Source organism: Roseibium sp. (genome assembly GCF_048260565.1).
Lineage (GTDB): Bacteria > Pseudomonadota > Alphaproteobacteria > Rhizobiales > Stappiaceae > Roseibium.
In genome coordinates this window covers 353,241-377,965 of the sequence record NZ_JBLXGP010000001.1, presented here as the reverse complement: position 1 = coordinate 377,965, position 24,725 = coordinate 353,241, and the positions used below count along the sequence as shown (strand labels likewise).

At 59.6% G+C, this 24,725-nt stretch carries 15 protein-coding genes; 9 read left to right on the top strand and 6 right to left on the bottom strand.

Annotated features, from left to right (window positions below; translation table 11 throughout):
* Positions 1 to 3 precede the first annotated feature (3 nt).
* Both ACN0SO_RS01670 and ACN0SO_RS01665 read left to right on the top strand, forming a co-directional pair.
* Positions 4 to 3,138, top strand: coding sequence for a molybdopterin cofactor-binding domain-containing protein (locus ACN0SO_RS01670; RefSeq protein ID WP_417673869.1), 3,135 nt, complete (start codon positions 4 to 6; stop codon positions 3,136 to 3,138).
* Positions 3,135 to 3,638 carry a (2Fe-2S)-binding protein gene (locus tag ACN0SO_RS01665; RefSeq protein ID WP_417673867.1) on the top strand — a complete coding sequence of 168 codons (504 nt, stop codon included), beginning with the start codon at positions 3,135 to 3,137 and terminating at the stop codon, positions 3,636 to 3,638. Before ACN0SO_RS01670 ends, ACN0SO_RS01665 begins: the two co-directional genes overlap by 4 nt.
* A 24-nt stretch (positions 3,639 to 3,662) precedes the next feature.
* On the opposite strand, the gene ACN0SO_RS01660 is transcribed toward ACN0SO_RS01665, so the two are convergent.
* Positions 3,663 to 4,151 carry a nucleoside deaminase gene (locus ACN0SO_RS01660; protein WP_417673865.1) on the bottom strand — a complete coding sequence of 163 codons (489 nt, stop codon included), beginning with the start codon at positions 4,149 to 4,151 and terminating at the stop codon, positions 3,663 to 3,665.
* 402 nt (positions 4,152 to 4,553) lie between these two features.
* On the opposite strand from ACN0SO_RS01660, the gene ACN0SO_RS01655 reads away from it, so the two are divergent.
* From ACN0SO_RS01655 to ACN0SO_RS01630, 6 genes are all read left to right on the top strand, one after another.
* The gene (locus tag ACN0SO_RS01655) at positions 4,554 to 5,552 is read left to right on the top strand and encodes an ABC transporter substrate-binding protein (RefSeq protein ID WP_417673863.1); all 999 of its coding nucleotides are present in this window, start codon (positions 4,554 to 4,556) and stop codon (positions 5,550 to 5,552) included.
* Between the two features lie 5 nt (positions 5,553 to 5,557).
* Entirely contained in the window at positions 5,558 to 6,334 is a 777-nt protein-coding gene (locus ACN0SO_RS01650) for an ABC transporter ATP-binding protein (RefSeq protein ID WP_417673861.1), read from the top strand.
* A complete protein-coding gene (locus tag ACN0SO_RS01645; RefSeq protein ID WP_417673859.1) occupies positions 6,285 to 7,130 on the top strand; it encodes an ABC transporter permease in 846 nt (281 codons plus the stop codon). Before ACN0SO_RS01650 ends, ACN0SO_RS01645 begins: the two co-directional genes overlap by 50 nt.
* A 181-nt stretch (positions 7,131 to 7,311) precedes the next feature.
* Positions 7,312 to 8,337, top strand: coding sequence for an isopenicillin N synthase family dioxygenase (locus ACN0SO_RS01640; RefSeq protein WP_417673857.1), 1,026 nt, complete (start codon positions 7,312 to 7,314; stop codon positions 8,335 to 8,337).
* An 81-nt stretch (positions 8,338 to 8,418) separates the two neighbouring features.
* Positions 8,419 to 9,402 (top strand): isopenicillin N synthase family dioxygenase, encoded by a 984-nt coding sequence (locus ACN0SO_RS01635; protein ID WP_417673855.1) that lies wholly within the window; start codon positions 8,419 to 8,421, stop codon positions 9,400 to 9,402.
* Between the two features lies 1 nt (position 9,403).
* A complete protein-coding gene (locus ACN0SO_RS01630) occupies positions 9,404 to 10,159 on the top strand; it encodes an alpha/beta fold hydrolase (RefSeq protein WP_417673853.1) in 756 nt (251 codons plus the stop codon).
* Positions 10,160 to 10,319: 160 nt separating this feature from the next.
* On the opposite strand, the gene ACN0SO_RS01625 is transcribed toward ACN0SO_RS01630, so the two are convergent.
* Positions 10,320 to 13,934: an ATP-binding protein gene (locus tag ACN0SO_RS01625; RefSeq protein ID WP_417673851.1), complete on the bottom strand. Its 3,615-nt coding sequence runs from the start codon at positions 13,932 to 13,934 to the stop codon at positions 10,320 to 10,322.
* Between the two features lie 306 nt (positions 13,935 to 14,240).
* Here ACN0SO_RS01625 and ACN0SO_RS01620 point away from each other — a divergent pair, with 306 nt between their 5' ends.
* Positions 14,241 to 15,455, top strand: coding sequence for a phospholipase D-like domain-containing protein (locus ACN0SO_RS01620; RefSeq protein WP_417673849.1), 1,215 nt, complete (start codon positions 14,241 to 14,243; stop codon positions 15,453 to 15,455).
* Here the strand turns inward: ACN0SO_RS01620 and ACN0SO_RS01615 are convergent.
* From ACN0SO_RS01615 to ACN0SO_RS01600, 4 genes are all read right to left on the bottom strand, one after another.
* Entirely contained in the window at positions 15,396 to 15,818 is a 423-nt protein-coding gene (locus ACN0SO_RS01615; protein ID WP_417673847.1) for a MerR family transcriptional regulator, read from the bottom strand. The genes ACN0SO_RS01620 and ACN0SO_RS01615 overlap by 60 nt on opposite strands.
* A gap of 473 nt (positions 15,819 to 16,291) precedes the next feature.
* Entirely contained in the window at positions 16,292 to 16,750 is a 459-nt protein-coding gene (locus tag ACN0SO_RS01610; RefSeq protein WP_417673845.1) for an ATPase, read from the bottom strand.
* 642 nt (positions 16,751 to 17,392) lie between these two features.
* Positions 17,393 to 19,165 carry a ShlB/FhaC/HecB family hemolysin secretion/activation protein gene (locus tag ACN0SO_RS01605; protein ID WP_417673843.1) on the bottom strand — a complete coding sequence of 591 codons (1,773 nt, stop codon included), beginning with the start codon at positions 19,163 to 19,165 and terminating at the stop codon, positions 17,393 to 17,395.
* A gap of 2 nt (positions 19,166 to 19,167) precedes the next feature.
* Entirely contained in the window at positions 19,168 to 24,537 is a 5,370-nt protein-coding gene (locus tag ACN0SO_RS01600; protein ID WP_417673841.1) for a filamentous hemagglutinin N-terminal domain-containing protein, read from the bottom strand.
* Between the last annotated feature and the right edge of the window lie 188 nt (positions 24,538 to 24,725).

The following is a 24,725-nucleotide window of genomic DNA, read 5'->3' as shown; positions in this document are numbered from 1 at the left end:
ACCATGCGGATTTTCAGACCCGAGACCCCATCTCAAGCCCTCGCGATGCTCGCGGAAGCCGGTCCGCAAGCGCGGCTGTCGGCCGGTTCCACCGCCTTGCAGGCGGAATGGTCGCTCGGCAAGGCGCGCCCGTCGGCGCTCATCGATATTTCCGGTCTCGATGGCCTGTCCGGCATTACGGCGTCGGAAACCACCGTGACCATCGGCGCGAATGTCACGCTCTCGGAGATCATCGCCTCACCGGCGGTGACCGACGGCTGTCCTCTACTGGCCGAGGCCGCTCGCCGGGTCGGTGCGACCACGATCCGCCATCGTGCGACGCTCGGTGGCAATATCGGCTGGCGTATCGGCTGCCTCCTGCCCGCGCTTCTCGTGCTCGCCGCCGAACTGGACGTCCTGACCGACGACGGCGCGCAGACTGTCCCGCTCACCGAATGGCTGGCAGCCCCTTCCGCTCCCTCTCTCCTCACGGGCGTACGGATCCCCCGCCAGAATGCGGAAACCCGTATCGGGTTCCGCAAGATCGGCCTGCGGGCCGCCTTCACCCCGAGCGTGATCGCCGTTGCCGGCGCCCTGTCGCTTAAGGACGACATCATCGAAGCGGCAGGGCTTGCCGTTGGTGGCGGCCCTGTGCCGGCTGCACGCCTTTCAGACATCGAGCGCGGCCTGGCCGGACAGCGGTATGGCAACATCGACTGGTCCGCGGTCCGCGCCGCAATCGAAAACGAGATAGCCGCTCCGGACGACACGTTCCGCAGCGCCCGCTACCGCAAGCGCGCCGGGGCGAATGCGCTGGTCGGCGTTCTGTCCGGAGCGCTGCCCGGAGAGATCCGCAACGGCCGCACACTGCGGCCTCGGCCGGCGCCGTCGATTGACGAGTTCCATCTTTCCCGCGCCGAGGGTGGCAATCGCTGGCATATCCGCGCCGACCTGCCGGCCAAGATCGCCGCCGAGCTTCCCTATCTGACCGATGCGCGCCGGGACGATATGCTGGTCGGCGCGGTGCTGCGCCTCGATGAGCCTCACGCCCGTATCCTGTCGATCGACACCAGCGAAGCCGAAGCCCAGCCGGGCGTGAAGGCGGTGGTCACCCATCGCAACATCAAGGGCGAGAATTCCTTCGGTATCGTCTTCCAGGACCAGCCGGCGCTGTGTTCCGACAAGGTGCGCTATGCAGGCGATCCGGTCGCCGGTGTCGCGGCGATCGATCGCGCGACCGCCCTCAAGGCGCTTTCCCTGATCAAGGTCGACTATGAGCCGCTGCCGATCGCGGACGATCCGTTGGCGGCCCTCGACCGGGACGCAGAACCCGTTCATCAGAACGGCAACCTTGTGAGTGCCATCGAGCTGGAGCGCGGCGACATCGACGCAGGCTTCGCGTCGGCGGCTCATATGGTCGAAGAGGTCTATGTCACGCCGCGCCAGATGCACGGCTTCATGGAGACCGAGGGCGGCTACGCGGAACCCACACCGGACGGCGGGCTGGCGGTGTTCGCCGGCGGTCAGTACGGCGTACGCGACCGCCAGCAGCTGGCGCGTATTCTCGCCTTGCCGGAAGACAGGATCCGGGTCGTCACCAGCCCGACCGGCGGCGGCTTCGGCGGCAAGGACGAACTGACGGTTCAGCCTGTGCTCGCCCTCTTGGCGCTGAAGGCCAATGCCCCGGTGCGCATGCAGTGGACGCGCGCGGAATCCGTTCTGGCCGGTACCAAGCGCAACCCGATGAAGATCCGCATGCGCACCGCCTGCGATGCCGACGGCATGCTGCTGGCGCAGGAGGTCGATGTCATTGCCGACAGCGGCGCCTATGCCTCGCTCAGTCCGGGCGTGCTGGAGACCGCCCACGAACACGCCTGCGGCCCCTATATTTCGCCCAATGTGAAGACGCTCGGTCGTCTCGCCTACACCAACAACGGTACCTGCGGGGCGTTTCGCGGTTTCGGCGCCAACCAGATGACCTATGCCATCGAGTGCCAGATGGATCGGCTGGCGGCCCTTTGCGGGCTCGATCCGGTCGAGATCCGGCGGCGCAACCTGCGCGAACCCGGCATGCCCGGCTTCCTCGGCCAGCGCGTCGCCCCGACCGAACGGCTCGCCGAAATGCTGGACGCCGCCGCATCGAGCCCGCTTTGGCATGAGACTCAGCAAGCCCGCCCCGGCGAAGTCGTCGGCGCCGGCATGGCGCTTAACTACCAGGGCAACGGCCTCGGGACGATCCCCCATGACGAGGCCATCGGTCGGCTGGTGCTTGGCCGGGACGGCAGGATCGAGGCCCATTTCGGTCTCGACGAGATGGGCCAGGGCCTGATCCCGTCGATTCATGCCGCAGTCGCTGACAAGCTCGGCTGCGCACGGGATGATATCCGTGCGGTGATCGGCGACACCGCTTCCACACCGGACTCCGGATCGACCACCGCGTCGCGCGGCGGTTATGTGGTCTGGAAGGCGACCGAGATTACCGCCCCGCCCTTCGGCGCGAAGCTGCTCGCCAGAGCTGCCGACCTGCTCAGCCGTGACGCGGCGGACTTGAAGATTATCCCCGGCGGTGTCGCCGATGCGGCGACCAACAGTCAGGTGCCGCTGATCAGCTTCGCCGCCCTCGCCGACGGGCTCGAGCCCGGTGAGACCATCGTCGAAGAGGCGGAATTCGCCTTTCCGAAGTCGGACTACACCAAAGGCAACGCGCGTTTCATCTTCGCCTATGGGGCGACACTTGCCCGCGTCGCGGTCGACCGGGCCACCGGCGCGGTCCGGGTTCTCGACCTGGAACTGCACACCGCCGCCGGTCCGGTGATCGATCTGGCCGCCTATCTCGGCCAGATGGAAGGCGGCATGGTCCAGGGGCTGGGCTTCACCCTGACGGAGGATGTCCTGATCAAGGACGGCCGCTTCCTGACCACCAATTACGACAACTACTTCATGCCCACCGTTCGCGATGCGCCGGAGCGGATGGCGACCTTCGCGCTGGAGGATCTCGACCCCGGCGATCCCTTCGGGCCGCGCGGCGCCGGCGAGATCGGCATCAGCTCGGTCACCCCGGCGATCGCCAATGCGGTCGCTGACGCCATCGGGCACTGGCCGGCTGTAACGCCGTTCCGGCCGGAGGACATTCTCGATTTCTGCGAAGCAGCCGAATGAGCACACTCCTGGCAACCGACGTCATTCCCCTGCGCTTCCGCCTGAACGGGGAGGATGTGGAGACGACCGCCACCGCGGAAACGTCACTGACGCGCGTGCTGCGCGACACGCTGTTCAGGACCGAAACCAAGATCGGCTGCGAGGCCGGGCGATGCGGCGCCTGCATGGTGCTGATGAACGGAAGACCCGCCAACTCCTGTCTGGTCATGGCCTGGCAGGCGGAAGGCGCGGAGATCGTCACCGGCGCCGGGCTCGACGCCCTGCCGATCACACAAATCGTGCGCGAGGCGCTGGCGGAGGAATCCGCCTTCCAGTGCGGCTATTGCGCCCCCGGTTTCGTAATTTCGCTTGTCGGGCTTCTTAACGAAAACCCGCGAGCCACGCGCGACGACATTATGACCGCGCTTGAAGGCAACATCTGCCGCTGCACCGGCTACCACTCGATCCTGCGCGGGGCGGAACTTGCCGCCGCGCGCGTGGCCGGTATGGCGTCGGAATGATGACCGGATGGGCAGGCCGCCCGCTCAGGACGACACCCAGAACCCCTCGTGCACCGTCGCGGATTCGTCTTCCAGCAGCGGTCCGACGACCTCGACCTTGCGCTGGCCGGCGGCGATCACATCTTTGCACGGCAGGTCCATGGTCAGGTTTTCCGGATCCGGGCCGATCAGGTCCTTCAGCGCCTTCTCGCTCATGCCGTGGACGATCCGGCCGACCCCTGCCCAATAGACCGACCCGGTGCACATCGCGCAGGGTTCGGCGCTGGTGTACATGGTGCATTTCGCCAGGAAATCGGCATCGTATTTCATCGACGCCTCGGTCATCAGGTTGCGTTCCGCATGACCGGTCCGGTCGCCCTTCGTGCCGCAGGTGTTCATCGCTTCCAGCAGGATGGTGCCGTCCTCGTCGGCCAGCAAGGCGCCGAACGGATGGTCGCCGCGCGCCCGGGACGTTTGCGCCAGCTCGATCGTGCGGCGAAGCAGTTCGAGGTCGCGCTCGGCAGTGATGGTCATGCGGTCTTTCTCCTTGGATACGACTTCCCCCTTACGCCGAACCGCACGGGCAGACAAGTCCGCACTGAACAACTTGCAAGCACTTTAGGCGACTGCCTTTTTTTTGATCACTTGATAAGAACACGTGCGTTTCGACCGGGCATCTACCGAGGAAAACCCGCCGAAACTCCAAGGAAATCCCGATAGTCCGAATTGGCACGCCGCGTGCTTATGAAAGCTCTGAGTAGAAGCGGTCAGGACCCCGGGTCTGGGACATTGCTCGGCAAACGAAGGCTAATCCGGAGAAGCGCCAATGCCGCCTGCTCATCATCCGCAAGACCGAACATCGGAAGAAAACCGTCGCACCGCGATGGCCCGACGTCGCTTGCGGATCGGATAATATTTCAACGAGGATTTGCGAATATGGCAATGAACAAACTCAAGGCACTTGCCGCCGGCGCCATGGCGGTTGCCGGAACCATTTCGGCAGCACAGGCGGCCGACACGGTCACCTTCCAGCTCGACTGGCTGCCGGGCGGCGACAAGGCCCCGGTCTATGTCTGCATCGAAAAGGGCTTCTGCGCCGAGGAAGGCATCGAGGTCAAGGTCGAGCCGGGCCGCGGTTCTTCCGAGGCGATCACCAAGCTTTCCACCGGCGTCTCCGACATCGGCTCCGCCGACATCGGCGCCCTGATGGCGGCCAAGGTTACCGAAGGCGTGCCGATCACCGCCGTCATGTCCATCTTCAACAAGGGTCCGCATGCCTTCTTCGTGCTGAAGGACAGCGGCATCGAGAAGATCGAGGACATCAAAGGCAAGGGCGTTGCCACCTCCCCGTTCACCTCGTCCAACGTTTTCCTGCCGCTGGTCCTGAAGGACGTCGGCATGAGCGAGGCTGACATCACGCTCACCAAGGCAGACCCCGGCGCGCTCGGCCCGATGCTCATGACCGGTTCCACCGACGTGATCATCGCCTGGATGACCAACGTCGCCATCTTCACCAACCAGGCCAAGTCGGCCGGCAAGGAAATCGTGGCCTTCCCGTGGGATGCGGCCGGCCTGGAACTCTACTCCGCGTCGCTGCTGGCCTCCGACAAGTTCCTGACCGAGCGTCCGGACGTCGCCAAACGCTTCGTCAAGGCGTTCAAGAAGTCGCTGGAATACGTCAAGGCCAACCCGCATGAAGCCGCCGTTGCCATGGTCGCCCAGGTTCCGGAACTCTCCGTTGCCGACATCGAAGGCGCGATCAACGACACGATGGTGCTCGAGTTCAACGACGTCACCGAGAAGGATGGCCTCGGCGCGTTGAAGGCCGACCGGCTGGCCGCGACCTGGGAGCGTGTCTCCGCGGCTCAGGGCCTCGACAAGGAGGCGCTCGATCCGGAAACCGTCGTCGACCGCTCCTTCCTGCCGGAGAGCTGAGCCTTATGACGACGACACCGGCAGCGATCCGCTTTTCCGGCGTGGGACAGGTTTTCCAGACCAAGTCCGGAACGGTGGAAGCGCTCAGACACGTCGACATGTCCATCGACCGCCACGAATTCGTGGCGGTCCTTGGGCCGTCGGGCTGCGGCAAGTCCACCTTGCTGCGCCTGACGTCGGGCCTGTTGAAACCCACCAGCGGCAAGGTCGAGGTCTTCGGACTGCAGATCGCAGAGCCGCGCGACGATATCGGTATCGTCTTCCAGCGCCCGACCCTGCTGCCCTGGGCGACGATCGAGGACAATGTGGTCTTCCCCATGCGCCACAAGACCGGTCGCGTTTCGGCGCAGGACCGGGAGACCGCCCGCAAGCTTCTGGAAAAGGTCAACCTGAAGGGCTTTGAAAACCGCCTGCCGGACGAACTCTCCGGCGGCATGCAGCAGCGCGTCGGCATTGCGCGCGCCCTGTTCATGGACCCGGACATCCTACTGATGGACGAGCCCTTCTCCGCGCTCGACGCCCTGACCCGCGAGGAAATGGGTTTCGAACTGCTGCGCATCTGGGAAGACCGGCCGAAGACGGTGATGTTCATCACCCATTCGATCAGCGAAGCGGTGCTTCTGGCCGACCGCGTGCTCGTCATGGGCGAGCGTCCCGGCTCCATCGTGGAAAACCTGACAATCGACCTGCCTCGTCCCCGCAACATGGAGACGAGCAACAACAAGATGATGCATGACTATGTCGGACACCTCCGCAGTCTCCTCCTCAAGCGCGCCGCCTGACGCGTCTATTGCGAAGCCGTCGCTGATGGCGCGGGCTCTGGCCTCGCCCGGCCTGCTGCCGGTCGGGACCTTCGTCGCGATCATCGCGGTGTGGGAGATCTCCTGCCATCTGTTTTCGATCCCCTCCTACATTCTGCCGGCGCCGAGCCGCATCCTGGGCGGTTTCGACAGCATCGACGTTTCGCGCTGGCTGGAACATGTCTGGGGCACGTTGCGGGTCGCGCTGATCGGCTATTTCGCGTCCATCTTCGTCGCGATCCCGATCGCCATCGCGCTGGCGCGCTCCCCGGTGCTGTCGCGGGCGGTCTATCCTATCCTGGTGGTGGTGCAGTCGACGCCGGTCGTCGCCGTCGCGCCGATCATCATCGTGGCGCTCGGCTCCGGCGATCTGCCGCGGGTGGTGATCACCTGCCTGATCACCTTCTTCCCGCTGGTCGTCTCCACAACCACCGGCCTGATGGCCACACCTCCTGAGCTGATCGAGCTGTCGCGCAGCCTGCGTGCACCGGTGTGGCGCGAGATCAGCCAGATCCGCCTGCCCTTTGCGATCCCCTACATCTTCTCCGCGCTGAAGATCTCGGTCACGCTCGCCGTCATCGGCGCGGTGGTCGCGGAGTTCGTCGCGGCGGACAAGGGGCTGGGCTACTTCATCCAGTTCTCGACCTCCATGTTCAAGGTCCAGCAGGCATGGGCCGGCCTCGTCATCCTGGTGCTGATGTCGCTGATCCTGTTCCAGATCGTGGTCGCCGTGCAGAAGATCTGGTTCCCGTGGAGCCTGCCGAAGGACAAGATCTAAGGTTTTCGGCGAGTTCCGCTCCCGCCGAGCCCAACAGGAGAAGAAACAGGAGACAGACCGGGTCATCATCGGGAGCGCCCGCCCCGACAAAACGGGAGTAGAAGCAGTCAACGCCATCCGGCGCGGGTCATTGCTCCTTCACGCTAGCGGAAACGCCGCATTTTCGTATTGGAGATCCACAATGGAAACTACACAGACGACAACACAGGCCCAGACACGCGCCAAGACCAACTATTCCCTCGCCGAACTGGACAAGGAAACCACCTTCGGCGGCATGGGCCGGGAAAAGGCACGGGACGTGCCGCAGATCGACCTGAGCAACTTCGAGGCGCGCAAGGAAGAGATCGCCGACCAGCTCTGGACCGCATCGACCGAGATCGGCTTCTTCCAGTTGATCAACCACGGCATCCCCCAGTCGCAGATCGACGAGGCCTTCGAATTCACCGAGCGGTTCTTCAACCTGCCGATGGACGTGAAGGCCAAGTACCCGCTGGAAAAGGGCACCAATTCGGGCTGGGAATACAAGGCCCAGGTGCGCCCCTCCACCGGCACCGCCGACAACAAGGAATCCTACCAGATCACCACGCCGCGCATGGCGCCGCTGTGGCCGACCGGCGAGGAACTGTCGGGCTTCAAGGCCGTGATGCTGGCCTTCGAGCGCGCCAACTGGGCGCTCGGCATGAAGGTTTTGTCCTGCTTTGCGCTGAAGCTCGGCTTCGCCCCGGACTTCTTCACCGAGGCCCATGACCCGCTTTCACCGGAGTACCAGAGCACCCTGCGCCTGATCCATTACATGGCCATGGAAAACGCCAAGCCGGAGGATTTCACCGGCTGGCGCGCGGGCGCCCATACGGACTTCGATTGCCTGACACTGCTGCATCAGCGCCCCGGCCAGGGCGGGCTGCAGCTGTGCCCCGGCAAGGAAGCCACGGGCGGAGACCTGGAGTGGACCGACGTGCCGCCGCTGCCCGGCGTCGTCACCTGCAACATCGGCGACATGCTGATGCGCTGGAGCGACGATCAATTGCAGTCGACCCTGCACCGGGTGCGCATGCCGCGCGAGGACGAATATCTCGGGCCCCGCTACTCGCTGCCGTTCTTCTGCCAGGCCAACAAGGATGCGATCATCCAGGGTCCGGGCAAGAAGTACGAGCCGATCACGGCGAAAGACTATCTGTGGCAGCGCGTCACCGCCAACGCCCTTTAAGGTCTTAACGCGACACCAAGGGGACGGCCTCGCTCGGGGCCGTCCTGTCCTGCAGTTCCTTCATTCCGTCAGGAGTTGGCCATGAACACTTCCCTCGATGCCAAACGCGTCGCCGGAGACGCCCTGCCGATCGTCGACGTCTCCGATCTCTGCTCGCCCGATTTCGAAAAGCGCAAGGCCGTGGGCGCGCAACTGCGCGCCGCCTGCGAGGACAAGGGCTTTTTCTACTGTGCCGGCCACGGCATTCCGAAAGGCCTGATCGACGCGGTCTTTGCCGAAACGAAAGGCTTCTTCGACCAGCCGGAAGACGCCAAGCTGAAAATCGAAAAGTCGAAAGTCTCCAAGGCCAACCGGGGCTATGAGGTGCTCGGCGGCCAGGTTCTGGAAGCCGGCACGCCGCCGGACCGCAAGGAAGGCTATTACATCGGCCTGGAACTGCCCGCGGACGACCCGCGCGTTGTTGCCGGACAGTTCAACCGCGGCCCCAATGTCTGGCCCGAAGGCCTGCCCGGCTTCGAGCCGACCATGGCCGCCTATTTCGAGGCCATGCGCCGCTTGTCGCAACGGCTGATGAAGGGCATCGCCCTGTCGCTCGATCTGGACGAAGACTATTTCGAGATCTTCAATCGGGATCCGGTCGCCACGCTGCGCCTGCTGCACTACCCGCCCCAGCGGGAAAACGCCGAGCCCAACGAAAAGGGTGCCGGCGCCCATACGGACTGGGGCGCGCTGACCCTGCTGCTCCAGGACGACGTCGGCGGCCTGCAGGTGTTCGACAAGAACACCGGCGAATGGCTCCACGCGGCCCCGGTTCCGGGCACCTTCGTGGTCAATCTGGGCGACGCGCTCGCCCACTGGACCAACGATCTCTACAAGTCGACCCTGCACCGGGTGGTCAACGCCTCGGGCCGCGAGCGCTATTCCGTGCCCTTCTTCTACGACGGCGACGCCGACTACGAGGTGACCTGCATCCCCACCTGCCTGAAGCCCGGCGAGGAGCCGAAATACGCGCCGATCACGGTCGAGGGCCACCTGATGAACATGTACAAAAAGTCCTATGGCTAGGATGAATTCGTACCCTGACCCGGTCGTCCTGATCCACGGGGCGTGGCAGGGAAGCTGGGGCTGGGCGCACCTGATCCCGCTGCTTCAGGCGGCGGGATTGGAGCCCCATGCGATCGACCTGCCGGGCAGCGGCACGGAAACCGTGCCGGCCTCCGAGATCACCCTTGAGACCTGCCTCGATTACCTGGACGGCGTGCTGACTGCGATCGGCCGGCCGGTGTCCCTGGTCGGCCATTCCGGCGGCGGGGTCGTTGCCAGTGCCGCCGGCGAGCGTTTCCGCGACAGGGTCAACCGGATCGCCTATGTGGCCGGCATGATGCTGCCGTCGGGCATGAATTTCGGCGAGCTGCAAAAGTCGCTCGAAGGCCAGCCCGGGTTTTCCCAAGGCATCAGCGACCGCATCGTCTATTCGGCCGACGGCCTGTCGAGCACCGTCCCGCCTGAAGAGGCCGCAGCGATCTTCTTCAACGATTGTCCGCCGGACGTCGCCATGGCGGCAGCGAAAAAACTCACGCCCCAGGCGGAAGGCGCTCGGGCCATCCTCTCTGAGCTGACCCCCGCCCGCTTCGGCACCCTGCCCCGCCTCTACGTGGAAGCCACCGACGACCGCTCCGTCGTTCTGCTGGCCCAACGGCGCATGCAGGACCTGGTCCCCGGCGCCATCGTCAAGACGCTGGATACCGGCCACGCGCCGCAGCTGAGCGCCCCGGAAGCGCTGGCGGAGGCGCTGGTGCCGTTTTTAAAGGGGGTGGAGTAGAGCGGGAAATGTGCGTTATGGGCAAGGAGCGGACCGGCGGCTTGTGGGGCGCGATAAGGATTAGCTGCAATACCGCAAGAAAGGCATTTTTCAAGGCCCCTTCTTTCATCGGTGCGTCAAAGCTTTATCCGACTTACATGCGCTCCAGTCGCCCCATGCCCTATCTTCTACGATTGTAGATGCGAATTTCGCCAAAGATGGTTTGTTTCGAAGAGGATATAATGGAGCGTTTTTCTAACCAGCGCACAAACTCTAGATTTTCATGTGTATTTGGTATTGTAGGTTGCCCATAACCTTTTTGAATCTTAGAAAATGGCTTAGGCAACCGTTGGATTGTAGACCATATTTGTTCGGCAGACAGACCCTTTTGGCACTTGTTGAACAACGTGATTTGAGCGGCAATAGGATTGGAGTTGATGATGACGGCTTGAGCAGCATCTGCTGTCAACGAACTGACATCTGCATCTGTACGATACAATATCTGACCAACGACCGATGCTCGAGATGGCAAGCTAGAAATCAAAGTTAAATCCATTTCGCTGATGATTTTCAGCTTTTGATCATCGCGTATATCGGAGTCCAAAAGCTCCTCACGAAAATCATCGTCTATTGCATATTGGTCACTGTCTTTAAAATAAACATCAATGTTCTTTGCAAAAAATAGAACTTTAAGATCCTCATACTCACCTAAGAATGAGAAACTGGCATTTGAGAAAGAAATTTTTTCCTCTTCAATAAGTATGCGCAATTTCTCCTTTCCAATCTCTGTAGGAAATTGCGTAAATGGTCTCGGAAGCGTTCGGATATAAATCCGATAGGTGTCTGCGTCAAAATCATTGTTGTTGAGCAGAAATAGGCGCAATGGCTTAGCTTGATCTCGACCGTCAACCGTCATTGGCGAAAGTGTGGACAGAGTGTCGTCTTGCTGTAAGAAAGATGTAAGCGTCTTCGCATCATAATTTTCACTGGCTAAATACGCTAAGCAGTTTTCCCATGAAGCTTCGATTTTTTGCATTCGAAACAGCGGGGAATGAAGACGCGCAGGAATTTGCTCGATCGAGGGCAGTTTTTTAGATTGCATGTCAATAAACTGTTCCAGATCTTCGCTTTCAATTTCGTCGTGATTAATCACCTTAATGATCGTTGAAACGTCCTCTTCGGTATTGGTTTCAGACTGAAGAAGAACGCCTTTCAGATAGCGATCAAAGTCATCTTGAATCTTATTGATCAGTGCCGAATTTTGAGTGCTTAAGACGGTTGAATAATGCTTGGTTTGTAGATCTGAGATGGCCGTTGAACCCAGCACCTCTCGAAAGATAAATTCAAAGTTTTCAATGGATATTACATATAGGCCTTCCTCAGTAAGCAGTCGGGCAATCGCCGGGTATGGCCCCATACTTCTGAGATCCTTCGTCTCGAATTGAAGTCGCTTCAATCGATCAGGTTCAAAGTCAATTCCCAAAGCCAAAATTTCAGATAGGTTCCTCGATATAAACTCGGAAACTCTGGAATCTTTTTGATGAAGCGATTCAAGATGTTTTTCAGGCAAACGTGCAATCATTTGCGCAACATGCATAACGTTGTCTGGAGCTGAGATTGCGACAGAAACGAAACCTGGCCATTTCTCGATCAGAGCAGATGTTAGTTCAGCAATACGTTTCCCTGCGTCATAGTAGGCCGAAAAAAAAGCGTCGCATTTTTCAAAATTTGAAGAAATAAAACTAATCAGCTTCGCGATCTGTGGACCGTAATCGCCTTGGTTGTCGAACATGCAGTCAACTAGCGCCTTATTAAGAACGAATTCCTGCCGGAAATCGTCTTCCCGCATAGCTACAATGACTTCCTTAGGATTATCGATCTGAAAATTTGGTTCTGGATTGTTGAAACTCCGGATTTGAATCAGAAACTTGTTGTCATTGGGTGAAAGGCGACCCGAATGAAACAAAGACGTAAATTGATAATACGTATCGTCAAGAAAACCTTCAAAAACTAGAAATTTAACAAGCTCTTTGTTTTCACCAAACGCATCAAATAGCTTTTCCGCATCTTTCGCGTTGGTTCGAATGACCTCGCTGAACTTTCTTGTACGCAGTGCCGCAATTTCAGTTCTCAGTTCCCTAATCGTTTTGGAGGCGGTGTTTTTGAAATCTTCAGATTTATGTTCGATTTCTTCTTTTCGTTCTTGATAGGTCTTTTCAGGATCAACTTCTATCTGAAGGTCGCCGAGATTGAATTGTCGCCAACCCTGCTGCGGTGAAAATATCGTTATATCTTTTGCTTCAATAAGTTGCTCGAAATCTTGATAGCCAGTTAGGGATGGTAGCGGAATGTTCTGATTTCCATTGAATTTAATATGAGTGTGGCCTTCGGGAATTTTGGCGATGAAAGCCATGGCATAAATCTTGCGCAACTCTTCCAAATTTGATGGAACTTGTTTTTCAGAATCGCTTATTTTCTGCTCAAGCTCTGATATTTGAGCCTTATACCGGAACTCTGTTTTGGCTATATACTCGTCATGCCTATTTAGTATCTCGGCAAGCTTCCCTTTTTCCCTATGAAGTTCCTCAAAATCGCTTGGAAGGACATTCTTGTAAATTAGGATTGCGAGGAGCTTATTTGGATTCAGAATGTTTTCGTCATCCGTCTCCAAATTCGCGATGTAAATGGCATATTCGTTGAAGATATTTTGGATCAACCGCATGTCATTAAGATAACGCGAGACCTCACGTAGAAATTGCGGATCAAGCCGTTTATCCAGAGACAGACGCTTCCCTTGTTCTATAACTTTATCGATCGAATTGGAGCTGTTTATGATCGGTATGACTGGAATAATAAATTCAAAGAACTTGGTTCGATCTGTATTCACGAACATATTGTCTCGAAGTGCGTAAAGGAAACGTATTGGTCTTTTCACACCTGCGTTCGCATTGATGAGACTATTAATTTCTCGCAAAGTAACAAAAATATCCGGATTGTTGAATCGGTCCAAATCTTCAATAACGACGAGATCATATTTAGTTGACTGAAAGAAATATATGATTTCGTCCAAATGGCGATTGAGAATGGACTCTTCTTCGGCGGATTCTGGCGTTATTTCAATGTCTTTAAGAGAAATACTTTTTAACGAGACACCAAAACTTTTGACGTAGATGTGGTGCAAAGATTGCCAGAGAAACAGGAACCCCACTGCGAAGCTTGTTAGATTAAACCAGTTTGTAAGGTCAAATGGTTTAAAGAAATCCCCGCTAAATATTTCAGTTCTTTTTTGGACCAAGTGCCAGCAAGCGACAAGCCCAAGGATAATGAACAGGGAAATGAACCTAGACCACCATTTGGGCGACTGAATTCGTTTAAACCGTGAAAGCGGCAAGCTATTGGCATCTGCACCGTAAAGCATCTGCTGCAGGATGCTACGCTCAATTTCCTGTTTGCTGACGGCACCTTTCTGAGGATGTCTCGCTTCGGAATTATTTGTTGTAACGGATCCGTCGGCTTCTGGTAAAAAAGAAGCTAGTGATATTTGTAAGGGTGGCGGTTTATACGTCTTCAGGAATGTCTTTATTATACTGCTTTTTCCTGAACCATATGGCCCGGTTAGAGCAATGTTGGAAACGTTTGGCCTCTTGATTGCGTAGTCTAGCGCGCCGGAATAGATGCCCGATTCATCTGCCTCGTCTGTGGGGGCAAGATCGACATATTTGAGCTGTGGCTTTTTTTCTTTTTTTACAATTGAAAATAACCACGCTTTAAACCTTGAAAGAATCGTCAAATTCACGCACCTGCGTTCCAAATTTCTGGTTCGTTTTTTTACCATCTGCCGCTACATGTCTCAAATATGTAATTTGGAGTTGCGAACAGGGTCTAAAAGTAGTTAGGGAGCAAGTCATACTCATTTTTCTCTGGAACTGCGCGTTAGAGCGCGCGCCCTCCAGATCATGCGCAATTCCTGCAAATATTAAACTCTGGCGGCGTAACGCACAGCCACCGGGGGCATCCGCGACATAGTTCCAGAGTTTGTCGCCCCCCGGGCTAAGAGATCTAAGGCGTCATCGGGGTATGTCGTGAAGTCGGAAGGGCACAAATGCTCATATCTAACACGTATGGCGCCGACCACGCCGGTTCCATTGCCGAGCTCATCAACGGTGCCGACACGATTATCATCGCTGTCGCCTTCCTCAAGAAGCGTGGAGCCGACTACATCGCTCCGATCTTGAAGAAGCGGCTCGCCGCAGGCGCGACAGTTGAGCTGTTCGTCGGCACCGACTTTTTCCTAACCGAACCTGCGGCGTTACAGCGAATGCTCGAGCTTGGCAAGCGCAATCCGAGGTGCTGCGTGATGGTGGCGGGCAGGTCGTCGGCGACTTTCCATACAAAAATTTATTCGGCACGTCGGGGCAAACGATGGCATAGCATCATCGGCTCAGCGAACCTTACGCACGGTGCGCTACGATCAAACGAAGAATTGTCCCTGCGCATCGACCACGGAGCAGGCGATGCGCTCACTGGGCAATTGGCTCAAACATTCGAGCGATACCGGAACTGGGAGCGGTTTCAGAAACTCGATATGCTGGTCCTCCAGCAGTATAAGTCGGCATACGAGATAGATCGACGCGAACGAGCGAAGTACGAGAAGGCGCGTGAACGGGCACTTCTCAAGGGCTTAGACCTACGCGTGATAACGGAGTGGCACACTCGCTATCTTGCAGATCCCGGGACGGCTGCGGAGCAGACGCTCCGACGACGAAACCGCGTCAAGGCTCTCGGGCTACAGAAATTGATCGCCGCGCTTGCTGATAAGCCGATCGACGCCGCTGCAGGAAAGGGTCTCCGGCAGAGTCTCGGCGACCTTATGGGAAGCTCCGGCGGGCAGCACCTCTGGGGATCGGGCAGCATTCCCCGCCAGGGAAGCAAGGCTCTAGAGCACCCGAGGAAGATGATTGAGCTATTCGCCCTCGCACACGAGGCCAGTCGGCGCTCGCCACACAAGGGCTATGCCGAGATGAAGAGTGCGGCCGATACCATCCCGGGCGTGGGTATCAACATGGCGACAGAGATTTTGTGCACATTCGCCCCCACGAGATATGCGGTCTACAACGGCAACACCGCCGGTGCGCTGTCGATCCTTGGTATATCAGTAGCACCCCACGCGAAGTTCCGCGCAATCGGACCTGACCGCTATGAGCAGGTGTGCGACACGATTAAGGCGCTCGGCGCACGCATCGGCGCCGCCGACTTGTCAGAGGCGGATGCATTCCTGAATTGGATCTACTGGAAGGCGAAGACGGGCGAGGCCTAAGCGGTCGAAGACGGCGTCGCGTTTGGCGTCAATGTCTGCCCTGAGCCGGTCGGTCTGTTCCAGCTTTTTCAGCAGTTGCGGAATGCCGTCCTCGCACGGGCCCGCGCCCTCGTCGGAGAGGCAGGGCGCCATCGCGAGGACTTCGCGCGTTGAAAAGCCCGTGGCGATGAGATCGAGGATCCGGCCCGCGCGGCGCAGGTCGGCGTCGGAGGAACTGCGATAGCCGTTCTCGGAACGGCGGGCTTCCATGAGGCCTTCCTTTTTGTCGTCGCGCAGCAGGCGCTCCGTGATGCCAGGCCGTTCGGCGGCTTCCCTGATCTGCGTTCCGGCTCCCTTCCGCGACCGGCCGCCGGTCAGACCCACTCCTGTCCGGTTTGGCCATGCAGTCTTTCTTCAAGCATCTGACATATCTGTGGTATTCCGCATCCGGGATAGAGTGGACACGAAAAGCAGTCCCGCTCACTCCCGTCTCCCCCTTGAGGGCTGCCGGTTACACAGATCTTCTCCCTCCTTGCCGTTTGGCCGATGCGAGTGGATTGCCCGGACTTCGCCGGGCAATGACACCGAGGGAATGGCAAGGCTCACCCGCACGCTCTGCGTCATCACACGGCGAAGTCCGGGTGATCCAATTCCCCTCGCCACACGTCCCGAAAACCGGGACGGTTCACATCGCGATCCACCCGGTGCGGCTGGAGCGAAAATAAAATGTGTGAATGTTGTAGCCCTCAAGGGCGAGACCGGAATGGGCGAGTACATCTAGCCGCGGGACCGGTTTCAGGTCGTCACCGGTATCAGGTCGTCGGGGACTTTGAATTTTTTCCTGGCTCGCCGAACCTTTACATATCCCGCATTCGGTTCGTCTGCTGAGCGAGACGCATCGTCTCGTGCTCTTCCATATCCAGGAGGGCTTGAAGCAGCTCTTTCGCTTCGGGAATATCGACGCGCCCGTGCAATTCGCGATAGAGATCGATCGCCTGGTTGTGAACGTCGAACATCGACTTGCAGATCTCATCGAAGTCCATTTCCGCGAAGGGGGCGTTGCTGCTGCGGTGAAGCTCGATCGGCTTGTGCTCCAGATAGTCGTAAACCCAGGTATTGAGGGCTTTGGAATCGGCGCGCTGCTCGAAGCCGTCGATCATTTTCGCCAAAGCCTTTTCGTGGTCAGCGAGATAGGACAACAGCAACTTGGCCATCTCCTGCTCATGGTGCGTCGATCCGTCGGCCATACGCTCGGCAAGCTGTTGGTGCAGGGCCCTGGTCCAGTCAATGAGATCAGAAATCTTTTCTACTTTCATGATCTTACTCTCCTGAAGATCGTTCTGCGGCGGCGTGTGTCGAAGCCCGTAAACTTGCGTGGTGGCGACTGGGGCTTACGTCGCGGTCCCGCATCAGGACCGGACCTGGCCCAGGTTCGAAGCGCCGGCAGCGTTGCCTGCTTCAATGGATAGGCCAGCCGGGCAGCGGTTGGCAAGCTCGCGCCCGGACCCGGACGGGGATTGCGAAACCGATTTCATCCTTGAAGGATCAATATGAAAGGCCGGCGGGATTGACGAGCGGACGTGTTCGCCCCGTATGCTGGACCTGGTCCCTGGCGTCATTGTCAAGATGCCGGATACCGGGCTGCGCCGCAGCTGAGCAATCCGGGTGCACTGGCCGAGGTGCTGGTACCATTTTTGAAATGAGTGCGTCGGGCGAGTTGGCTTTTGCCATCCAAGGACTGGAGGGTATACGCCTCCAGTCCTGCGAGTTCCCGGAATGGGGCCGTCTGCGGACTGGCAGGTGTTGGAACTGAAACAGGTAAAGCTGCCGCTCGCTTGGCTGACGTAACTGCGGAGCCGGGAGCAGGTCCGTTGGTATTGAATTCTTGTCCGCCGAACCCGCCTTACGGCCGTTCTTCATCGTGGAAATCGACCAAAGGAAATCCTGTGCGCGGACAGTTAGAAACGCGCGGTAATCGAAGCTTGGAAATTCCAGTCCCCGGCCTGGGTCTCTCCACTGTCGCGCAAGGCGACACCGGCGATGAAATTCGCCTGCAAATGGTCGCCCAGGGAATAATCGAGCCCGGCGCCGACACCGCCGAGTGTCGCGCTCTTGTCGGTCGCATGATCGATGCCGAAGCCGATATCGGCGAACGCGTATAGCGCAGCACTGTCGGCAAAGGCCATCGGCTGCTCCCCGGAGAGCAGATCTGAAATCGGCGACAGGATCGGCAGGCGCAACTCGTTACGCCAGATCACGCCGGTGTCGACGCTGGTATCGTCGTAGTTGTATGCGCGCACGGCGTAGCGCCCCCCCAGCGAGATCCGCTCGGTATCCGGCAGCACCTGGCCACTCAAGGTTCCTGAGGCGCTGCTGATCCAGGAGAACCGGCCGGGCAGCGATGTCGCACGGCTGATATCCACGGCCAGATAGGCATATTCGACCGACTGGACGCGCCCGTTCGAAAAGGTCTGCCAGGTGGTTGCCCCATTGCCCTGCAGCACACCGCCGGGATTGGCTTTCACCCTGAGATCAATGGCGGTCCGGCCATAGGGGTCGCTAATCGTATCGCTCCAGCCAAGAACGAACTGAAGCAGATCCGCTGCTCCGTCCCCAACTTCAAGGCCGTTGAAGAAAGTGACCCGTTCCAGCCTCTTGAATTCAAGCCCGCCATAGAGATCGCCCCAATATTGCCCCGGCAGCAGATTGGACACGGCGGAACGGTAGATAATCGGCAGTTCGTAGGTCGTGTTCTCGAAAGCGAAGAAGCGATTGGGCGTCTGGCGTGTTGCCACAAGAGCCGGAGCAATTTCCAGGCTTTGCCGGGCGAAGGTCGGGATAGTGATGCGGCCGGCATGGGAGATATAGGAGGGATAATCTCCCTGGCGCGGAATGAGGGCGGCCGGATCGCTCCAGATATCGTCACTCGCGGTTGCCTGATAGGAAATCCATGGCCCGCCGGGCAACGGCAGCCGAACATTGCCGCCGAGAAAGTAGCGGTTTCGCCCCGTGTCCTGCGATCCGGAATTGGACCAGCCGGCAAAGACCTGCCAGGGTTTGCCCCTGTCAACGGTGATCTGCAGATTGCTGAGCGCGGCTTCTTCGCCCGGACGGAACACGCCGTCGGAACGCCGGTATGGCGAACGGTTGATCCAGTCGAGATCCTCCTCCAGCGCGCGCGCATCGATACGCGCGCCCGGGCTGATCCTGAGCCGAGCCCGGATCCGCTCGGCCTCCTCAGACGGCACGCCCCGGACATCGACATTGCCGGAGCGGAACTCGATGACCCTGACCTGCAGGACCCCGCCGGTGATTTCCTGCGGTGGCAGCGTCACCGAAACAAACGGAAAGCCCGCGTCACGGTAGACCCGTGCGATCGTCGCCTGGATCTCGCCGGCAAGGGCCAGTGACAGAGGCCTGCCGATATAGGGCGACAACGCCGTGCGCAAGGCGTCCGGCGCAAGAGCCTGTGCGGGACCGCCGATCCCCTCGGCTGCCCGTGCGACCACCTCGTCATCCTGCCCGATCAGGTAGATGCCGGCGACATCGACACCAAGTGGCGTGGTGTCGGCCTTGCCATAATCCTGATCTTCCACCTCAAGCGAAACCGGCTCTCCGGGCGCCGGCTCAGGCGGGTTTCGTTCCAGAGCCTGCTGGGCGGCGGCGCCGGCCGGTACGAGCAGGACACTTGCCAGCAGGACGGCGCTCCGGAGATTGCGAAGCAGGATCATGTCTATTCGGCCACCGCGCTCAACCAGGTACCAAAGCGGCTGTTGCAGGGATGCACGCTGTCCTTGCCGCCGATGACGCCGGGTTCGCAGACATCGGATACCTCGGGATCCAGTTCGAGCGCATCGGGGCCTGCCAGCCGGTTGCGCTCCAAAACCTGGGGCAACGGATCCGGACTGTCGGGAGCGACTTCCGTGATCGTCAACGTGCCCGGCGCGTCGACGATGTCGTAGCCGAACTGGTCGGAATAGAACTCACTGCCGATCGCATAGCTGCCGACGGCCGTCGCGGAGGCGGCATCGCCCCCTCCGAAAGCCCCCAGAAGAGCGACGCCGCTGTCGGACAGGGAATAGGTGAATCCACCCGAATAGACCGAGCCGTCATAGGTCTTGGTCTTGTCGTCCGCGGTTACGGTAACCGCTGTGAGGAAACCACGCAGAAGCGGCGCCGTTTGTCCCTCGTAGATCCTCCAGGTGTTCGAAGTCCCGCCCTGATCGTCGATGCCGAAACCTGCGGCGACAAATGTGTCCAGACGCATCATGGCAGCGCTGTCGACGCCCGAGACGTTGCTGACCGCGCCACCAAGCTGATTGCCTATGGCAGAGCTTTGACCGGTGGTTTGCGTATCCCAGACGCTGTCGGAAAGCGTGATTGTCCCCGTGACCATTGTCCCGACCAGTCCGCCGCCATTCACACTCGCGTTGACCGACCCGGTCGCATAGCTGCGGTTCACTGAAGATCCGTTCAGCATCCAGCCGACAAGCCCCCCGATCTTGTCCGTGCCTGAAACGTCGCCTGTCGCATAGCTGTCGGTGATGCTGCCGAAAGTCACGCCGACGAGTCCACCGGCAACACTGCCGGAATGGATCACGTCGCCGGTGGCAAAGGAGCGGGTGATCGGGGCCAGGGAATAGCCGACCAGGCCACCCAGACGCTGTGCGGTACTATCGGAGCTTTGGACCGTCCCCGTCGCATAGGAGAGGTCGATGGAACCGCCGGAAATTGACCCGATCAGTCCGCCGCCGCCATAGGGTGTTGTGCCGCCGCCTGTATTGTCCGCCAGAATCGTGACATTGCCGCTTGCATGGGATCTGGAGACGTCGACATATGTGGCCCTGCCGATCAGTCCGCCGGCATCGTACCGGCCGCTGACATTTCCGGAAGCGGACGAGCGGATAACCGATCCTGTTCCGGAAGAATCGCTGTTGCCGATAAGGCCACCGGCGCCATAGGCCGCGGCGCTCACGTCAGCCGACGAGCGAACGTCGGCAATCGTGTAGGCCGACGAAATCACACCGACGGCACCGCCGACATTGCCACTTCCGGTCACGCTGCCTCCCACGGAGACATCCGACACCGAGATCGTACCGGACGTGGCCGCGCCGATGAGACCGCCGACACCGATGCCGCCCGCGATATTCACGTTTGTCAGCTTGAGGTCATGTATGGAGATATCCTGGCCATCCGCTCTAACGATGCCAAACAGCCCGATCGAATTGAGGTTGCCTGTCGAGGTCAGACCGTCGATCGTATGGCCTCCACCGTCGAAATTGCCGCGAAGGCTTGTCGATGCAAAGCCGGAACCGCCGTTCCAGGCTGTTGTGCCTGAGGCATCGATATCCTGGGTCAGGATATAGTTTACCGGCGTGGTCCCGGCACCCGATTGTATGCCCTGAAGACTGTAGACATCGAAGATCCGATACGGGTTTGCCACCGAACCGTCGCCGCCGCGCGCGCGCAGGAACTGCCCGTTCTCGATGGAAAAGTCCCGGGCGTAGAAGTCCGGCAGAGTGCTGCCGATCTGGCTCCAGCTGGTGTCGGACTGAAATTCGTCTACGGAAATGTCACCTGTCGCCGTCGATGAGACATTTGTGGCACTGCCCGTCCGGTCCACGCGCAGCTTGCCGTTCGCGGCGGTGACCGAACCGTTGATCGTGATGGAAGTGTTGCTGGTGTCGGCGTAGAGGCTCAACTGGTTGCTGTTCGTCCAGGCGACATCGCCGTTCACCTTCAGGTCGCCGTCGATGGCCCACAGAATGGTATTGCTCCTGCCGACCGAAAATATGCCATTCGTAGCAACAGTCAGGTTGTCGCCGGCATATAGATTGCTGTCGAGGTTGAAGTTGGATGTCGCATTCAAATTGAAATCGAGGCTGTTGCCGTTCTGGTCGGTTCGCACGACCGAGGACGTGTTGAGTAGAAAATTGAGATCGGTGTCGCTGATCGACCCGATGGTCGTGTCCAGGTCGGTGACCACGTCCGTCATCGCCGCGCTGCCGGTATTCACGTTGAAGGCATTGCCCCAGATATCGGCGCCGGAAACCCCGGCCGCGGACACCGTGTCCTTGAAGACTGCCGCCTTGGTGCTTTCGCCGTCCAAATAGGACAGGACACCGGCGGCATCGAGCGATCCGGATGAGGTCAGGATGTAATAATAGCCGTTCGCTCCGCTTGCCGCGCTGCCGATCAGGTTGCCGCCGGACAAGGCACTGACAGTGGCACCGGACTGGGCGGTCGTGCCGGCGTCGCTGTAGACGGTGCCCGAAATGGCCTCGGGCGTGGAGGAATACTCCCAGTTGAAATAGGGATAGAGACCGCTGCCGGTGCCCCACGTCGAACTGTCCAGAGTGAAGCTGCCCAGGGTGAGCGTATTCTGCATGGCCGAAGTGGTCCGACCGCCCGTGTTGGTCACGGTCGGGGTATAGAAGGAGGGCGTGTAACCGATCGCGTCGCTCTGTCCGGTGGTGTCCGTATCCCATGCCGAGTCGGTGATGGAAACGCTGCTGGCACCGACTTCAGCGACAAGTGCCCCCGCATACCCTTCGGCCTCCACGAGACCAGTGACAAAGGAGTTTTCAATGACTGTGTTCCGGTCGGCGTCGCCGACAAGACCGCCCGCGGAAGCCCCGTTCGTGCCGAGCACCTGCCCGGCAAAATAGGAGTTCGAAATCGTGAGGTCTTCCGTGTCGCCGACCAGTCCCCCGGCATCCCGGAAACTGCCGGACGCAATGACGGTCGCTGTCGAATAGGAATTTTCGATCCTGTTGTTTTCTTCGTTGGTGGTTCCGACAAGACCACCGACCCGCCCTCCATTTATTGTGCCCGTCGAGCTGGAATTCGAGATCGTCAGGCCTTCATCCATGATCGCGACCAGACCGCCAGAAGCACTGCCTCCAGAGTTCGTCGTGAGGACAACATCGGCATGCACGTTGGTCATGATCGATTGGTTGATGTTGCCAAAATACCGGGCCACGACGCCGCCACCCCAGGAACCCGCTTCAACGGTGCCGCTGACAGTGACATTCGAGATGTTGTGGCCGTGGTAGTTCCCTCCGCCGGTATCGCCAACCAGGATCGCCGTCTGGCTGTTTCCGGTGACAGACGCGTTGGTGAGTGTGAGGTCCTTGATCTCCAGGTCTCGCCCCGAGGTGAAATAGTTGTCTTGCCAGTAGCTTATGAGTGCGACATTGTCTTCTGCGGGCCGGTTGATGTAGAGCCGGTCAATCGTATGCCCCTTGCCGTCCAGGCTTCCATTAAAGTTGACAGGGTCAAAGCCCGCTCCACCATTCCAGGACGATGTGGCTGACGCATCGATATCGTTGGCGAGTTCATAATAGAGGCTGTAATCGAAGGAACCGGTGCTGACGCGCTGGTCCTGCAACGCGATCCCTTGCAGGCCATAGATATCGAAGAGCTGGTATGGGTTGAGGTAGGTGCCGTCGCCACCCAGCGCACGGATGAAGGTACGGTAACCGCCAATGTTCATGTTGTTCGCGGCAAACGATGGCAGGCCAGCGCCGACCTGGTCCCAGACACCTCTGGTCAGCGTAAAACTGTCGACATCCACGGCGCCGCCCGCCCCCGTGGAGATCGTGCCGACATTGTCCGCACCGCTGTTGCCGTAGGCCAAGAGGGTCAGCCCACCGTTCTGGCCGTCGATGGCCGCGTTGATCGTGATGTCGTTGTAAGCGTTCAACGTCAGCGTGTTTGTGCTCGACCAGCTGATCGCCGAATTGATCGTGATGTCACCGTCGCCGCCGGCCGTTCCGGCAATCGGGCCGCTTGCCGTCGTCGAGGTGGTCTGCAACGTGACGTTGGAACTGCCGAGATTGCCGGCGATGGTCGCGGCCCCCGCTGCATCGACGATGATATCCTCCGGATCGATCAGCCACAGTCCGGTGGTGCCGCCTGCGGCGGAGGTGTCGACCGTTACTCCCGTGAAATCGACGTTGGTCTTCGCGGAGGTCTCTATGAAACCGCCTTCGCCGCCTGTCCCGCCCCGCGCACTCAGCGAACCGGAAACCCTCGCCGTGTCCTCGGCAAAGATCATGATCTCACCGCCCTTGAGGCCATTGCTTTCGGCCGAGGCGTCGAGCGTTCCGGCAATGGTGATCTCACCACCCGTGACGGTGATGTTCCCCCCCTCGCTTGCCGGTTTGGCTCCGGGGACCGGTACGTTTTCCGCCAGCTTTCGTGCCTTGGCCCTGCCTGTGACGCGTACCTTGCCCGCGTTGCCGGCCGTCAGGAAAATCCGGCCGCCGGTGGTGCTGACGCCGGTGGCCTTGACGACGCCTTCCGTGTTGCCCGCCAGCGCATAAACATTGCCGCCATTGGCACGGATTTCCGCGTTGGCCGCCTCGATCGTGCCGGAATTGACGGCTTCGGTATCCGCGCCGCCGACAGAGACCGAAAGCAGGCCGTCGGCATCGGCCGTTTCCTTCATCAGAACCTCATAGCCGGCGGCAAGTCCGGCGGTGCCGTTCGGCGCCTCAAGGCGGCCCGTGTTTGCCACCCGCCGCGCGATCAGCGCGATATCTCCCTGCGCGGAGCGGATCGTGCCGGCATTGCGGACCTCGGCGGTGCTGGAACCGGAAAAGGTCATGCCGCCGCCATTCAGGAAATCGGCGTTGGAAACATCCTGTGTCGAGGCGACGAAGGAACCTCCGGTCGAAACCAGCCCGCCGCTGCCCACCGTGACGCCTGCCGGATTGATCAGGAACACACTGCCGGAAGCCGTCAGGCTGCCATCGATGGTGCTGGGCACATTGCCGGTCACCCGGTTGAGCGTGGCGCCGTTGCCATTGTCGAAATGCACCTGCTTGTCCGCCCCGACGGAAAACCCGTCCCAGGTGATGATGCCTGTTTCCGCCGCCTGGCGGATGTCCATACGGGTTCCGTTGAGGATGATCGTGCCGTTGCCATGCGTGAACCGCCCCCCGGACGGAAGATCATCGCCGGCAAGGACGTCCGTGGGGACAAGCGCCGTAGTCAGCAGGAGGAAAGCCACCAGAGACGCGCGCTCCCGGCGGATAGAAAGACAGGCGTTCTTGCCCGCAGCATGCCGCGTGCGGTGGTTCCGGATTGCCTTTGCCATGTCCTGCATTACTCCCATTGCCGCGTCGTCCTGTGCCCACGACGGCAAACATTGGTGTAATTACAGATAGGCAAGTCCCGGATTCTACCTATCAATACTAATCAATTCTGACAGATTCTGACGAGAGTTGCCGCCTTTCGGTGACACTTGCTCACAAAGAAGGCAACTCTTATCCGCGGCACCAATCT

Excerpts from the sequence above, each read along its gene's own strand:
- ACN0SO_RS01670 (WP_417673869.1), top strand. The coding sequence starts at position 4 with ATGCGGATTTTCAGACCCGAGACCCCATCTCAAGCCCTCGCGATGCTC.
- ACN0SO_RS01665 (WP_417673867.1), top strand. The coding sequence starts at position 3,135 with ATGAGCACACTCCTGGCAACCGACGTCATTCCCCTGCGCTTCCGCCTG.
- ACN0SO_RS01660 (WP_417673865.1), bottom strand. The coding sequence starts at position 4,151 with ATGACCATCACTGCCGAGCGCGACCTCGAACTGCTTCGCCGCACGATC.
- ACN0SO_RS01655 (WP_417673863.1), top strand. The coding sequence starts at position 4,554 with ATGGCAATGAACAAACTCAAGGCACTTGCCGCCGGCGCCATGGCGGTT.
- ACN0SO_RS01650 (WP_417673861.1), top strand. The coding sequence starts at position 5,558 with ATGACGACGACACCGGCAGCGATCCGCTTTTCCGGCGTGGGACAGGTT.
- ACN0SO_RS01645 (WP_417673859.1), top strand. The coding sequence starts at position 6,285 with ATGACTATGTCGGACACCTCCGCAGTCTCCTCCTCAAGCGCGCCGCCT.
- ACN0SO_RS01640 (WP_417673857.1), top strand. The coding sequence starts at position 7,312 with ATGGAAACTACACAGACGACAACACAGGCCCAGACACGCGCCAAGACC.
- ACN0SO_RS01635 (WP_417673855.1), top strand. The coding sequence starts at position 8,419 with ATGAACACTTCCCTCGATGCCAAACGCGTCGCCGGAGACGCCCTGCCG.
- ACN0SO_RS01630 (WP_417673853.1), top strand. The coding sequence starts at position 9,404 with ATGAATTCGTACCCTGACCCGGTCGTCCTGATCCACGGGGCGTGGCAG.
- ACN0SO_RS01620 (WP_417673849.1), top strand. The coding sequence starts at position 14,241 with ATGCTCATATCTAACACGTATGGCGCCGACCACGCCGGTTCCATTGCC.
- ACN0SO_RS01610 (WP_417673845.1), bottom strand. The coding sequence starts at position 16,750 with ATGAAAGTAGAAAAGATTTCTGATCTCATTGACTGGACCAGGGCCCTG.
- ACN0SO_RS01605 (WP_417673843.1), bottom strand. The coding sequence starts at position 19,165 with ATGATCCTGCTTCGCAATCTCCGGAGCGCCGTCCTGCTGGCAAGTGTC.
- ACN0SO_RS01600 (WP_417673841.1), bottom strand. The coding sequence starts at position 24,537 with ATGGCAAAGGCAATCCGGAACCACCGCACGCGGCATGCTGCGGGCAAG.